Below are 12372 nucleotides of genomic sequence, written 5' to 3' on the forward strand. Positions count from 1 at the left end.
AGGAGCGAGCCACGGCTGACGCCGCTCAGCGGTAACCGGCGATCCGCGTGCGAGCGGATCGTCGTAGCGCGGACGCGGGACGCTCTGCGGAACGGGACCGCCCGCTCGGGCCGACCGCGGGCGAGCGGCGAGCGGCGAGCGGAGCGAGGACCGAGCCACGGCTGACGCCGCTCAGCGGTAACCGGCGATCCGCGTGCGAGCGGATCGTCGTAGCGCGGACGCGACCCGCTCCGCGGACCGCGACCATCCGCTCGGGCCGACCGCGGGCGAGCGGCGAGCGGCGAGCGGAGCGAGGAGCGAGCCACGGCTGACGCCGCTCAGCGGTAACCGGCGATCCGCGTGCGAGCGGATCGTCGTAGCGCGGACGCGGGACGCTCTGCGGAACGGGACCATCCGCTCGGGCCGACCGCGGGCGAGCGACGAGCGGAGCGAGGAGCGAGCCACAGTAAACTCAGCGTCATGGAGATCGAGATCGGTCGCGCCAAGCGCGCCCGCCGCGCGTACGCCTTCGACGACATCGCCGTCGTCCCGAGCCGCCGGACGCGCGACCCCGAGGTCGTGTCGGTGAAGTGGTCGATCGACGCGTACCAGTTCGCGACGCCGATCCTCGCCGCGCCGATGGACTCGGTGGTGTCGCCGGCGACGGCGATCCGGCTCGGGCATCTGGGGGCGCTGGGCGTCCTCGACCTCGAGGGTCTGTGGACGCGGTACGAGGACCCGGAGCCGCTGCTCGAGGAGATCCGCCGGCTTCCGGCCGAGACCGCGACGCAGCGGATGCAGGAGATCTACTCCGCTCCGATCCGCCCCGAGCTGGTGACCGCGCGCCTGGCCGAGATCCGCGCCGCGGGCGTGACCGTCGCCGGGGCCCTGTCGCCCCAGCGGACCGCGGAGCTGTACCAGACCGTCGTCGACGCCGGGGTCGACGTGTTCGTCATCCGCGGCACGACCGTCTCGGCCGAGCACGTCTCGCGCGACACCGAGCCGCTGAACCTCAAGAAGTTCATCTACGAGCTCGACGTGCCCGTCATCGTCGGCGGCGCCTCCACCTACACCGCGGCCCTGCACCTCATGCGCACGGGCGCCGCGGGCGTCCTCGTCGGGTTCGGCGGCGGTGCCGCCTCCACCACCCGCACGACGCTCGGCATCCAGGCTCCGATGGCGACCGCGGTCGCCGATGTCGCCGGCGCTCGCCGCGACTACCTCGACGAGTCGGGCGGACGCTACGTGCACGTCATCGCGGACGGCGGCCTCGGCACCTCCGGCGACATCGTGAAGGCCGTCGCGGTGGGCGCGGACGCCGTGATGCTCGGCTCGGCGCTGGCCCGCGCGACCGACGCTCCCGGCGGGGGCTGGCACTGGGGCGCGGAGGCGCACCACCCGCAGCTGCCGCGAGGCCGCCGCGTCGAGGTCGGCACCGTCGGCACCCTCGAGCAGGTCCTCTACGGCCCGGCCACCGGCGCCGACGGCACGGCGAACCTCATCGGCGCCCTGCGCCGCTCGATGGCGACGACCGGCTACTCCGACCTCAAGGAGTTCCAGCGGGTCGAGGTCGTCGTCGCGCCGTACCAGCCCAGCTGACGCTCACCGACCGAGGCGATCCTGACCGTCGAGGCCACCGCGAACAGCGGGCTCCCTCGACGGCCCGGGAGTCCCTGGACGCGGCGGACGCCGGCGCGGGCCGGCCGGACGTGCTGGCGTCGTAGGCCTCGCGCCAGCCCGGCGGACGACACTGCGGACCCGCGCGCGCGAATACGGTCTTCCCGGCGCTTCTGGGCGAGAAGCACGTGCTCGGGCGAGCGGCCCCCGAGGAACGCCGGGTCGGTTCGGATCGACGGCGGTCTGCGCGAGATCCGAGACGGCGAGTCCGTCGATCAGTGCGGGTGAGGGCGGACGCGCGCTCCGCGACGCCGTTCCACGTCCGGCTGCCCGGGTCCGTCGCCCCTCGACATGCACGGTCTCCGCAAGAGGCTCGACTAAGGGGAGTCCCGGACCGCCGCCGCCGCCGACTCGCGGAGGACGAAGGGCGCGCTCCAGGTCGCGGCCACGGCGTCGATCCGCGCCTGCTGCCGCTCGTCCGCGGAGGCCCCCGCCCACTCGCCGGTCGGCGCGTACCGCGGCGCAGCCGCACGGACTCGTCCGACCGGCGGCACGCCCCGTCTCGACAGATCCCCACTGCACGCTTCCGCCCCCTTTCCCTCCCTCCGCTCCTCCTGTGGAGACTCCCCCCACCACCTGTGGGCAGCGAGGGAACGCAGGACCGCCGAGCCGGCCGGGAACCGCGGGATCCCTCGACGGGTCGGGGTTCCCTCGGCAGGAGGGCTCCGCACGCGCCTAAGCTGGAAGTCCCGAGTGGGAGCGCCGCACGGCGCGGAGGGAGCACGCATGGTCGAGGTCCGCAGGGTCAAACTGCCCGGTGTCGGCGTTCTGCACACGTTCCTGACGGCCGACGGCGGCAAGGTCGGGGTCATCGCCCACCGCTCCGGCCACAGCGACCTGATCACGTTCGCCGAGGGCGACCAGGACGGCGCCAAGGTGTCCCTCCGCCTGAGCGACGACGAGGCGCACACCCTCGCCGAGCTGCTCGGCGGCACGCAGATCACGGAGTCGCTGACCGCGCTCGACCAGATCCCGGGCCTCTCGATCGACTGGTTCACCGTCGACTACGACGACCACATCGCCGGACAGCAGCTCGGCAAGCCCGCCGACCGAGGGATCGTCGGGCTGACCGTCGTCGCCGTGGTCCGGGGCGACGCCGCCAACCCGGCGCCGGCCCCTGACTTCCGCGTCTTCCCCGGCGACACCCTCGTGGTCGCCGGCAGCCCCGAGAAGGTCGCCAAGGCGTTCGCGTTCTTCCGCACCGGCAGCTTCGCCAAGACGGTCGACGCCCCGCCCGGAGCCTGAGGATGCACCACGGCGAAGACCTCATCGTCCTCGGCGTCCTGTTCGTCGTCGCCTACGTCCTCGGCCGGCTGGGGAGGACGATCGGGCTCCCGGCCATCCCGATCTACATGGTCGTCGGGCTCCTCGCGAGCCCGAACTTCCACCTCTTCCCGCTCGACTTCGAGTCGAGCTACATCGAGCTGACCGCGGTCTTCGGGCTGATACTCCTGCTGTTCAACCTCGGCCTGGAGTTCGACCAGGACGAGTTCTTCGGGAACGCCGGCCGCCTGATCCTCTCCGGCGGCTCCTACATCGCGGTCAACATGGCCGTCGGCCTCGGCTTCGGCTTCGCGCTGGGCTGGGGGAGCCGCGAGGCGCTGATCATCGCCGGCATCACGGCGACGAGCTCGAGCGCGATCGTCACCAAGCTGCTGATCGAGCTCAAGCGCCTGGCGAACCCCGAGACGCCGATGATCCTGGGCGTCACGGTCGTCGAGGACATCTTCATCGCGGTCTACCTGGCGATCGTGTCCGTCGTGCTCTCGGGCGAGACGGAGCCGTGGCCGGTGGTGCTCAAGCTCGTCATCGCGTTCGCGTTCCTCGTGGTGATGTTCGCGATCGCCCGCTGGGGCGGGAAGGTCGTCTCCCGCTTCTTCCGCACCCGCGACGACGAGCTGTTCACGATCCTGTTCTTCGGTCTCGCCATCCTGTTCGGCGGCATCGGCGAGGTCCTCGGAGTGACGGACGCCATCGGCGCGTTCCTGATCGGACTGGTCATCGGAGCGACGCGGTTCCGGTCGAGGGTCGAGCACATCGCGATCCCGCTGCGCGACGTGTTCGGAGCCTTCTTCTTCGTCAACTTCGGTCTCGGACTGGATCCCGGCGCGTTCCCGAGCGTCGTGGTCCCGGTGCTGATCGCCGCGGTGATGACCATCGTCCTGAACCTCGGCGCGGGGCAGTTCGTCGCGTGGCTCAACAAGCTCGGACCGCGCGCGGGCCTGAACGCGGCGTTCATCCTGCACAACCGCGGCGAGTTCGCGCTCATCCTGGCGACGCTCTCGCTCTCGGCGGGGCTCGACGAGCGGATCCAGCCCTTCGCCGGCCTCTACGTGCTGATCATGGCGATCGTCGGGCCGATCCTCGCCTCGCGCTCCGAGAGCATCGGCGCGTTCCTCTCGCGGCGGCGGCACCGCCCGGCACCCGCAGCGGCCACGGCCATGGACGAGGAGGACTTCGCGCTCGTGGAGGCGGCGATGGCCGCGCCCGCCGTCTCCGCGGAGGAGGTTCCCGCTCCTCCGAGGCGCCCCGCGGAGCCGGACGAGCTCGACGACGAGTTCCCCGATCCGATGCGCCAGGCGCTCATCGACCAGGCGATGCAGCAGTCCGACGGCGCCGACGACGCCCGGCCCCGCCGCCCGAGGGAGCCCGACTACTGATCCCACGGAGCTCCCACACTCACGGGTTAGGCTCGATCCGGCCCGCGGGACACCGCACGGATCGAGGGCGGACGAGGGACGAATGACGCAGAGCACGGTCGGGCAGGTGGCCCGGCGCCCGCGCTGGATCGCCGCGCTGGCGCTCGCACTCCTGATCGCCGGGCTCTTCGCCGCGCTCGGGCAGTGGCAGGTCGGCCGCGCGGTCGAAGCCGCCGCGCCCGACTCCGGAGTGTCGGAGACGACGCTCCCGCTCGCCGAGGTCGCGACCCCCTCCCGCTCGATCACGGCGACCGCCGACGGACAGCGTGTGGAGGGCTCGTCCGTCTTCGTGCCGGGCGGTGCCGAGATCCTCGGCGGCCGCCTGAACGGCGAGCAGCCGGGCTGGTGGGTCATCGCCCGCACCCGCACCGCCGACGCCGACCTGGTGCTCGCCTACGGCTGGACGCAGGACGAGGCGCAGGCGCAGTCCGTCGCGGACGCGCTGAACAGCGGGAGCGAGCAGGCGCCCTCCTCCTTCATCGGCCGCCTCGTGGCCAACGAGGCCGCGGAGGCGCCGGCGGAGGGCCTGGACCCCGCCACCCTCACCGCGCTCTCCGTCCCCGCGCTGATCAACCGCTGGCCGGACCCGCCCCAGGACGTCTACCAGGGCTACGTCGTCGTCGACGAGCCGGTCGCCGGCCTCGAGGCCATCGACTCCCCGGCGCGCGTGAGCGACGTCTCGCTGAACTGGCTCAACGTCTTCTACGCGATCGAGTGGGTCGTCTTCGCCGGCTTCGCCCTCTACCTCTGGTTCCGCCTCGTCAAGGACGCGTGGGAGCGCGAGGCCGAGGAGGCGCTCGACGCCGAGGAGCGCGCCCGCGCCGACCTGGGCGACCGGGCCGAGGCCCCCGCCCCCGCACCGTAAACTGGTCGTCATGCCCCTCGAGCCCAAGCCCGCGCAGTTCCCTGCGATCCGGAGCGCGCTGCGCTTCTACCGGGTGACCTCGATCATCACCGGCGTGATGCTGCTCCTGCTCTGCGCGGAGATGCTGCTCAAGTACGTCTTCCACCTCGAGCTGTTCGCCTTCGGCCAGCAGGGCGTCCTGCACTTCGCCCCGATGTACGAGGTGCCCGGAGGCGAGTTCACGTCGAGCGGCACCGGCGCGAACCTGTCCACCGGCATCCTGATCGCGCACGGCTGGTTCTACGTCGTCTACCTCTTCGCCGACTTCCGCCTGTGGAGCCTCATGCGCTGGCCGTTCACGCGCTTCGTGCTCATCGCGCTCGGCGGCGTGGTGCCCACCCTCTCCTTCTTCGTCGAGACCCGCATCGCCCGCGAGGTCGAGCAGTACCTCGAGCGCCGGACCGCCGGCACCGACCCGAAGACCCCGACCGACTCCGTGGAGGCCCCCCATTAGCGAGCAGCCCACCGCTCCCCAGCCGCACCTGGCCGCGCAGCCCGTCCTCGTCGTCGACTTCGGCGCGCAGTACGCGCAGCTGATCGCCCGCCGGGTCCGCGAGGCGAACGTCTACTCCGAGATCGTGCCCTCCAACGCCACGGCCGCCGAGATCGCCGCGAAGTCGCCCGTCGGCATCATCCTCTCGGGCGGCCCCTCCAGCGTGTACGAGGAGGGCGCCCCGCAGCTCGACCCCGCGATCTTCGACCTCGGGATCCCGGTCCTGGGCATCTGCTACGGCTTCCAGGTGATGGCGAAGACGCTCGGCGGCGAGGTCGCCAACACGGGGCTGCGCGAGTACGGAGCGACGGACGCCGCCCTCTCGACCGACGGTGGCGTGCTCCTCGGCGAGCAGCCCGCCGACCAGACGGTGTGGATGAGCCACGGCGACTCGGTCGCACAGGCGCCCGAGGGCTTCGAGGTCCTCGCCTCCACGAGCTCCACCCCGGTCGCCGCCTTCGGCAACGACGAGCGCCGCCTCTACGGCGTGCAGTGGCACCCGGAGGTCAAGCACTCCGCCTACGGCCAGGCCGTCATCGAGAACTTCCTCCACCGCGCCGCGGGCATCCCGGCCGACTGGAACTCCTCCAACGTGATCGACGACCAGGTCTCCGTGATCCGCGAACAGGTCGGCACCGGACGCGTCATCTGCGGCCTGTCCGGCGGAGTCGACTCCGCCGTCGCCGCTGCGATCGTGCACCGTGCCATCGGCGACCAGCTCACCTGCGTCTTCGTCGACCACGGACTCCTCCGCAAGGACGAGCGCCGCCAGGTCGAGGAGGACTACGTCGCCGCGACCGGCGTCCGCCTGGTCACCGTCGACGCGCGCGAGCAGTTCCTCGACGCGCTCGCCGGCGTCAGCGACCCGGAGCAGAAGCGCAAGATCATCGGCCGCGAGTTCATCCGCACCTTCGAGGCCGCCGCCGAAGCGCTCGTGCTCGAAGCGCAGGGCGAGGGCGAGACGATCGACTTCCTCGTCCAGGGCACGCTCTACCCCGACGTCGTCGAATCCGGCGGCGGCACCGGCACCGCCAACATCAAGTCCCACCACAACGTCGGCGGACTCCCCGAGGACCTGCAGTTCGCGCTCGTCGAGCCGCTCCGCACCCTCTTCAAGGACGAGGTCCGCGCGATCGGCCGCGAGCTCGGCCTCCCCGAGGTCATCGTCGGCCGCCAGCCCTTCCCCGGACCCGGCCTCGGCATCCGCATCGTCGGCGAGGTCACCCAGGAGCGGCTCGACCTCCTCCAGGACGCCGACGCCATCGTCCGCGCCGAGCTCACCGCCGCCGGCCTCGACACCGAGATCTGGCAGTGCCCCGTCGTCCTCCTCGCCGACGTCCGCTCCGTCGGAGTCCAGGGCGACGGCCGCACCTACGGCCACCCCATCGTCCTGCGCCCCGTCTCCTCGGAAGACGCGATGACCGCCGACTGGACCCGCCTGCCCTACGACCTCCTCGCCAGAATCTCCAACCGCATCACCAACGAGGTGAGCGGCGTGAACCGGGTGGTGCTGGATGTGACGTCCAAGCCCCCCGGCACCATCGAGTGGGAGTGATTCCGCGGGTCTCCGCACGGTCATCTGCGGCGTTGTCGGCGGTTGCGATACCTCCGGTATCGCGCCCTTCTCCGCCTTGCAGCTGACCGCGCGGAGACCCGCGGAACGTCAGGAACGGCTCCCTTCGAAGGGGGCCGTTTCTTGTTGAGGGGAGCGGGTGCGGAACGAGCCCCTGCGGGGCCGTTCCTGGGTGCAGGTAGAGGGGAACGAGCCCCTGCGGGGCCGTTCCCGGGTGCAGGTAGAGGGGAACGAGCCCCTGCGGGGCCGTTCCCGGGTGCAGGTCGGGGAACGAGCTCGGGTGGCTGTTCAGGGAACGGGTGGCCGCGGTGCGGCCGGGGGATCGGTGAGGGGTGACCGGTGCCTGGCGAGGCATACCGAGTGGCGGTCAGGGGTTCGAGGCCCTGCGGGGACGTTCCGGGGGTGCCGATCGAGAGGCGGGCTTCTGCCGGGTGGTCGGGGAACGCGGGTCTGCGCTGGTCCGGGGGCCGTGGTGCAGGCGGAGGCGGCAGGCGCGCGAGCGCGGGTCAGGCGGGGGTGTCGAGCACGCCGATGAAGCGGGTGCCGATGCCGTCGTACTCGTCGCGGCGGTGGCCCTCGGGGTGGTGCGGCCAGGAGGCGGGGGAGTGGTCCTCGCAGACGAGGAACGTGAACTCGGGCCACCACTTCTTCGGGCGGGCGGCCTCGGAGCGGCCGCAGACGGCGCAGTCGAGGGTCACCCACACGGGACGCCTGCCGGTGCGGTTCGCGCGCGACTGGACGAGCCAGGCGGGCGGATCCTGCTCGAGGGCGGCGAGCTCCTCCTCCGACAGACGGGTGGGGATGCCGTGCCGCGTCGCCATCTCGAGGGGGATGTCGAGGCGCTGAGCGGCCTCGCGACGCGTGATCATCCGGCCACCCTAACCCAGCGCCGCGCGCGGACCCCGAGGCCGCAGCGACGCGCGCGCGAGCAGCCACTCCAGCGGGCCCTGCCCCACGAGCCGCCTCCAGAGGAGAGCGGCGACGATCGAGCCGACCACGAAGACGCCGAGCAGCGTCCAGCTGCGCCACGCCTCGAAGTCGAACGGCTCGTACGGGACCAGATACACCGCCAGCGCCACGAGCTGCAGCGAGTAGATCGTCAGCGGCATCGCACCGACGGCCGCGATCGGAGTCGCCGCCCGCGCCAGGAGCGGCAGCCGCTGCAGAAGAGCCGTCAGCGCGCCGAGGACGACGCAGGCGACCCCGCCCGCCCCGAGCAGCTCGGCAGTGGTGCTGGCGTGCGCCTCCACCGCCTCCGGACCCCCGAGCAGCAGCCCGCCGCCGTAGCCGAGCACGGCCGAGACGGCGCCGCCGACGACGACCCAGCGCTGGGTGGTCGCGGACCGGATGTCGCAGCGCGCGATCAGGAGGCCGAGTACCACGTACGCCAGCCACGACGGCACCGGGTAGTACTGGGTGAGCCAGATGAGGGGCTGCGCGGCCAGGAGCGCCTCGTCGGGCGAGAAGTTCGAGAGCCAGGAGCCGCCGGCGCTGGTCAGCGCGTCGACCGCGAGGGGCCCGGCGATCGCCGCGGCCGCGACCAGCACAGCGAGGACCGCCCGCGGCAGGAAGAGCAGCAGCGCCGCGACGAGGAACATCACCCCGTAGTGCGGCAGGATCACCGCGATCGGCGTCCCGAGCAGGGTGAGGGCGACGCCGATGACGAGCAGGTACAGCCCGCGGAGCAGGATCGATCCCGTGTCGTGCCAGGGCCGCGAGGAGCGCTGTGCTCCGCCCGTCATCAGCCCGATCGACACTCCCGCCAGCACGGCGAAGAGGACGGAGCTACGGCCGTTCCAGAGCATCTCGCTCTCGACGGGGGCGAGGTGGGCGGCGAACATGCCGAGGACGGCCAGGCCGCGTGCGACGTCGAGGCCGACGATCCGGAAGTCTGCGGCGCTCATCCCTCCATCGTGCCAGGCGCTCCCGGCAGTGCACCGGGAACGACGCTGGGGCCGGGAACGATGACGGGCGCCCGACCCGGAGGTCGAGCGCCCGTCGGACGTGGTGCGCCGTGCTACTCGCGGAAGATCGCGACGAGGCGCAGGATCTCCAGGTACATCCAGACGACGGTGACCAGGATGCCGTAGGCGCCGGTCCAGCCGTAGATGCGGGGGAGGCGGTTGCGCACGCCCTGCTGGATGAACTCGAAGTCCATCACGAGCGAGTACGTGGCGAGCGCGACGGCGATGAGGCCGATCACGATGCCGATGAAGCCGGTGCGGAGACCGAAGCCGCCGCCGACGCCGAAGAGGCCGAGGCCCAGGTTCACCAGCGAGAACACCGCGTAGCTGATCATGCCGATGAAGAAGATCTTGTTGAGCTTCGGCGAGGTGCGGATCTTGCCGTTCATGAACAGCGCCAGGGTGACGCCGATCACGATGACGGTCGCCATGAGGGCCTGGACGACCGCTCCGGCGTACGCGCTCTCGAAGAAATTCGAGATCGCGCCGACCGCGATGCCCTGGGTCGCGGCGTAGCCGAGGATCAGGGCGGGCGACGGCTGCTTCTTGAACGCGTTGACGATGCCCAGCACCAGCGCGACGAGCACGGCGGGGAGCATCAGGCCCGGGACGAACCAGCCGACGGCCGCACCCGCGAGGAGCACGACGAAGGCGAGGGCGGTCTTGGCGAGGGTGTCCTCGACGGTCATCCGGTCGGTCTCGACGGAGCCGGCGGCCGGACGGGAGTACATCTGGTCGAGCGTGCCGGGGGAGACGTCCGGGAGGTCCTGCACGCGGCCGGCGTAGCCGCGGTTGCTGAACTCCGGGCGTCCGAAGGCCGGATTGTTGCTTGCCATGGTTCCTCTTCTCTCAGGTGCGCTGGTCTCCGAGGGAACTCGCGGATCTGAGTCGCTGTGGGTGCGGGGTGCGCCGCGGATCCGAGAGGACTGCGACGATGGACACCACCTTATCTGAGAGCACCTCTCAGAGTCTGGCTGTTCTCTTCGAGCGGACCTCGACTCCGCTGCGAGCCGCGCAGTGCCGCCCGTAGGATCGCGGCATGCCCGCGCGTCAGTCACCGCTCGTCATCGGCCACCGCGGAGCGAGCGGCTACCGACCGGAGCACACCCGCTCCGCCTACGAGCTGGCGATCGCGCTGGGCGCCGATGCGCTCGAGCCCGATCTGGTGGCGACCCGCGACGGCGTGCTCGTCCTCCGCCACGAGAACGAGATCTCCGGCACGACGGACGTCGAGAAGCGCCCGGAGTTCGCTGCGCGCCGCACCACCAAGCGGATCGACGGCCGCGAGATCACCGGCTGGTTCACCGAGGACTTCACCTGGGACGAGCTGTCGGAGCTGCGGGCCCGCGAGCGGCTGCCGGCGGTGCGCAGCTCCAGCGCCACGTTCGACGGCCAGTTCCCGCTGCTGCGCTTCAGCGAGCTGCTGGCGCTGCTGGACCGGGCGGCGGAGGACGATCCGCTCGCTCCGCCGGGGCTCGTCGCCGAGATCAAGCACGCGACGTACTTCGCCGGGATCGGGCTGCCGCTGGACGTGCTGCTGCGCGAGGAGCTCGCCGCCGCGGGCTGGGGTCCGCGCGACCCGCGGCTCACGATCGAGAGCTTCGAGAAGACCGTGCTGGAGCGGCTCGCGGTGAGCGGAGTCGGCACCCGCCGGATCTACCTGCTCGAGTCGCGCGGCGCCCCGCCCGACCTCGTGGCCGCCCACGGCGCCGACGCGGCCCCCTACTCCGCCTTCACCACGCCGGCGGGACTGCGGAACCTCGCCGGAGCCGTCGACGGGATCAGCGTCGACAAGAGCATGCTCTTCTCGCGGGACGCGGCCGGCCGGGCGACGGGGACCGGTCCGCTCGTCGAGGACGCGCACGCGGCCGGGCTCGAGGTCTACTGCTGGACGCTGCGCGCCGAGAACCGGTTCCTCGAGAAGGTGCACCGCCGCGGGAAGGACCCGGCGGAGTACGGCGGCTGGCAGGAGGAGTTCGCGATGATCCTCCGCTCGGGAGTGGACGGCGTCTTCGCCGACCAGCCCGATCTGGCGATCGAGGCGCGGGCGGCCGAGCAGGAGCGCCTGCTCCGCGGCTGACCGGTCCGCCGATCGGGTGCTCGTCCGGCGCGTGCCGAGCGGACGCGGAGGCTGCGCTGGCATCATCGGCTCACCACCGCCCGCCCGACCCTCGAGAGGAGGCCCCGTGTCCACCCGAGAGCGCATCACCCGCCGCTGGATCACCACCGCCGTCCTCGCCGTGATCGGCGTCGCCGTCGTCTACTGGCTCGCCGTGCTCACCCCTCAGGGCCAGGGCGTCGAGAACTCGGGGCTCCGGGGCGCCGACCTCGTCTTCGGCCGCGCCACCGGCGCCGCCGCGGGGGCGCTCGCGGACGTCACCCCGCTCTCCATGGTCGTCGGCGCCCTGCTCGTCGCGGCGATCGCGCTGATCCGGAGGCGCCCGGCGCTGGCCGTCGCCTCCGTCGGCTCGATCGTCGTCACGGCCGGGCTCACCCAGCTGCTCAAGAACGTGGTCCTCGAGCGGCCCGAGCTGGTCGACACCGACTCCTGGTACACCGGCGGCAGTTTCCCGAGCGGGCACACCGCGGCGGCCGTCTCGGTGGTCTTCGCCCTGGCGATGGTCGTCCCCGGGCGCGCGCGGACCGTCGTGCTCGCGCTGGGCGGCGCGGTCGTGGTGCTGGTCGGCAACCTGACGATGGCCGCCTCCTGGCACCGGGCGAGCGACGTCCTCGGGGCCGACCTCGTCGCGCTCGCCTCCGCCTCCGCCGCCTGCGCGTGGCTGACCACCAGGGCCCAGGTGGGCCGAGCGCCGAAGAGGCCCGCGCGGCGCGGGGTGAACCGGCTGCTCCTGGTGTGCTCGGTGATCGTGGTGGTGCTGCTCGCGGCTCTCGCCGTCCAGGGCATCCAGTACTACCCCGACGACACGAAGGACCTCACCGCCTTCGCGCTCCTGCAGCTCCTGGCGGTGTCGACGTCGGCGCTCGCCGTGCTCGGCTTCTCCCTCGCGTGGCGCGGACTGGACGTCGGCGGGGCGCTCACCTCGCCCGCGCCGCGTCAGCGGACCGCCTGACCGCTCCCGGTG

Annotated in this window: 11 protein-coding genes; 8 read left to right on the forward strand and 3 right to left on the reverse strand. The window is 72.3% G+C overall.

Annotated elements, in window-relative coordinates; translation table 11 throughout:
• Positions 1–459: 459 nt before the first annotated feature.
• The 6 genes from C5C74_RS09870 (at position 460) to guaA (ending at position 7307) form a co-directional block, all read left to right on the forward strand.
• On the forward strand, positions 460–1578 hold the full coding sequence (locus C5C74_RS09870) for a GuaB3 family IMP dehydrogenase-related protein (protein WP_104224734.1): 1119 nt from the start codon (positions 460–462) through the stop codon (positions 1576–1578).
• Positions 1579–2382: 804 nt separating this feature from the next.
• Positions 2383–2901 carry a cation:proton antiporter regulatory subunit gene (locus C5C74_RS09875; RefSeq protein ID WP_068256939.1) on the forward strand — a complete coding sequence of 173 codons (519 nt, stop codon included), beginning with the start codon at positions 2383–2385 and terminating at the stop codon, positions 2899–2901.
• Positions 2902–2903: 2 nt separating this feature from the next.
• Entirely contained in the window at positions 2904–4316 is a 1413-nt protein-coding gene (locus C5C74_RS09880; RefSeq protein ID WP_104224735.1) for a cation:proton antiporter, read from the forward strand.
• 82 nt (positions 4317–4398) lie between these two features.
• A complete protein-coding gene (locus tag C5C74_RS09885) occupies positions 4399–5220 on the forward strand; it encodes an SURF1 family cytochrome oxidase biogenesis protein (RefSeq protein WP_104292891.1) in 822 nt (273 codons plus the stop codon).
• A 10-nt stretch (positions 5221–5230) separates the two neighbouring features.
• Positions 5231–5713 (forward strand): DUF3817 domain-containing protein, encoded by a 483-nt coding sequence (locus C5C74_RS09890; RefSeq protein WP_104234169.1) that lies wholly within the window; start codon positions 5231–5233, stop codon positions 5711–5713.
• A gap of 28 nt (positions 5714–5741) precedes the next feature.
• On the forward strand, positions 5742–7307 hold the full coding sequence (gene guaA / locus C5C74_RS09895) for a glutamine-hydrolyzing GMP synthase (protein WP_104234170.1): 1566 nt from the start codon (positions 5742–5744) through the stop codon (positions 7305–7307).
• A 524-nt stretch (positions 7308–7831) separates the two neighbouring features.
• Here the strand turns inward: guaA and C5C74_RS09900 are convergent.
• The 3 genes from C5C74_RS09900 to C5C74_RS09910 all read right to left on the reverse strand — a co-directional run bounded on the left by C5C74_RS09900 (position 7832) and on the right by C5C74_RS09910 (position 10125).
• Complete coding sequence (locus tag C5C74_RS09900; protein ID WP_104224739.1) at positions 7832–8194, reverse strand: DUF5997 family protein; 363 nt, start codon at positions 8192–8194, stop codon at positions 7832–7834.
• Between the two features lie 9 nt (positions 8195–8203).
• Positions 8204–9229, reverse strand: coding sequence for a DUF418 domain-containing protein (locus C5C74_RS09905; protein WP_104351447.1), 1026 nt, complete (start codon positions 9227–9229; stop codon positions 8204–8206).
• 113 nt (positions 9230–9342) lie between these two features.
• Positions 9343–10125: a Bax inhibitor-1/YccA family protein gene (locus C5C74_RS09910; protein WP_104351448.1), complete on the reverse strand. Its 783-nt coding sequence runs from the start codon at positions 10123–10125 to the stop codon at positions 9343–9345.
• A 203-nt stretch (positions 10126–10328) separates the two neighbouring features.
• Here C5C74_RS09910 and C5C74_RS09915 point away from each other — a divergent pair, with 203 nt between their 5' ends.
• Both C5C74_RS09915 and C5C74_RS09920 read left to right on the forward strand, forming a co-directional pair.
• Positions 10329–11369: a glycerophosphodiester phosphodiesterase family protein gene (locus C5C74_RS09915; protein ID WP_104224742.1), complete on the forward strand. Its 1041-nt coding sequence runs from the start codon at positions 10329–10331 to the stop codon at positions 11367–11369.
• 106 nt (positions 11370–11475) lie between these two features.
• Positions 11476–12360 carry a phosphatase PAP2 family protein gene (locus tag C5C74_RS09920; RefSeq protein ID WP_104224743.1) on the forward strand — a complete coding sequence of 295 codons (885 nt, stop codon included), beginning with the start codon at positions 11476–11478 and terminating at the stop codon, positions 12358–12360.
• The last annotated feature ends 12 nt before the right edge of the window (positions 12361–12372 follow it).

The sequence above is a fragment of the Rathayibacter sp. AY1E8 genome (genome assembly GCF_002931415.1).
Lineage (GTDB): Bacteria > Actinomycetota > Actinomycetes > Actinomycetales > Microbacteriaceae > Rathayibacter.

Coding starts and splice junctions, on each gene's coding strand:
- C5C74_RS09870 (WP_104224734.1), top strand. CDS start 460: ATGGAGATCGAGATCGGTCGCGCCAAGCGCGCCCGCCGCGCGTACGCC.
- C5C74_RS09875 (WP_068256939.1), top strand. CDS start 2,383: ATGGTCGAGGTCCGCAGGGTCAAACTGCCCGGTGTCGGCGTTCTGCAC.
- C5C74_RS09880 (WP_104224735.1), top strand. CDS start 2,904: ATGCACCACGGCGAAGACCTCATCGTCCTCGGCGTCCTGTTCGTCGTC.
- C5C74_RS09885 (WP_104292891.1), top strand. CDS start 4,399: ATGACGCAGAGCACGGTCGGGCAGGTGGCCCGGCGCCCGCGCTGGATC.
- C5C74_RS09890 (WP_104234169.1), top strand. CDS start 5,231: ATGCCCCTCGAGCCCAAGCCCGCGCAGTTCCCTGCGATCCGGAGCGCG.
- C5C74_RS09900 (WP_104224739.1), bottom strand. CDS start 8,194: ATGATCACGCGTCGCGAGGCCGCTCAGCGCCTCGACATCCCCCTCGAG.
- C5C74_RS09905 (WP_104351447.1), bottom strand. CDS start 9,229: ATGAGCGCCGCAGACTTCCGGATCGTCGGCCTCGACGTCGCACGCGGC.
- C5C74_RS09910 (WP_104351448.1), bottom strand. CDS start 10,125: ATGGCAAGCAACAATCCGGCCTTCGGACGCCCGGAGTTCAGCAACCGC.
- C5C74_RS09915 (WP_104224742.1), top strand. CDS start 10,329: ATGCCCGCGCGTCAGTCACCGCTCGTCATCGGCCACCGCGGAGCGAGC.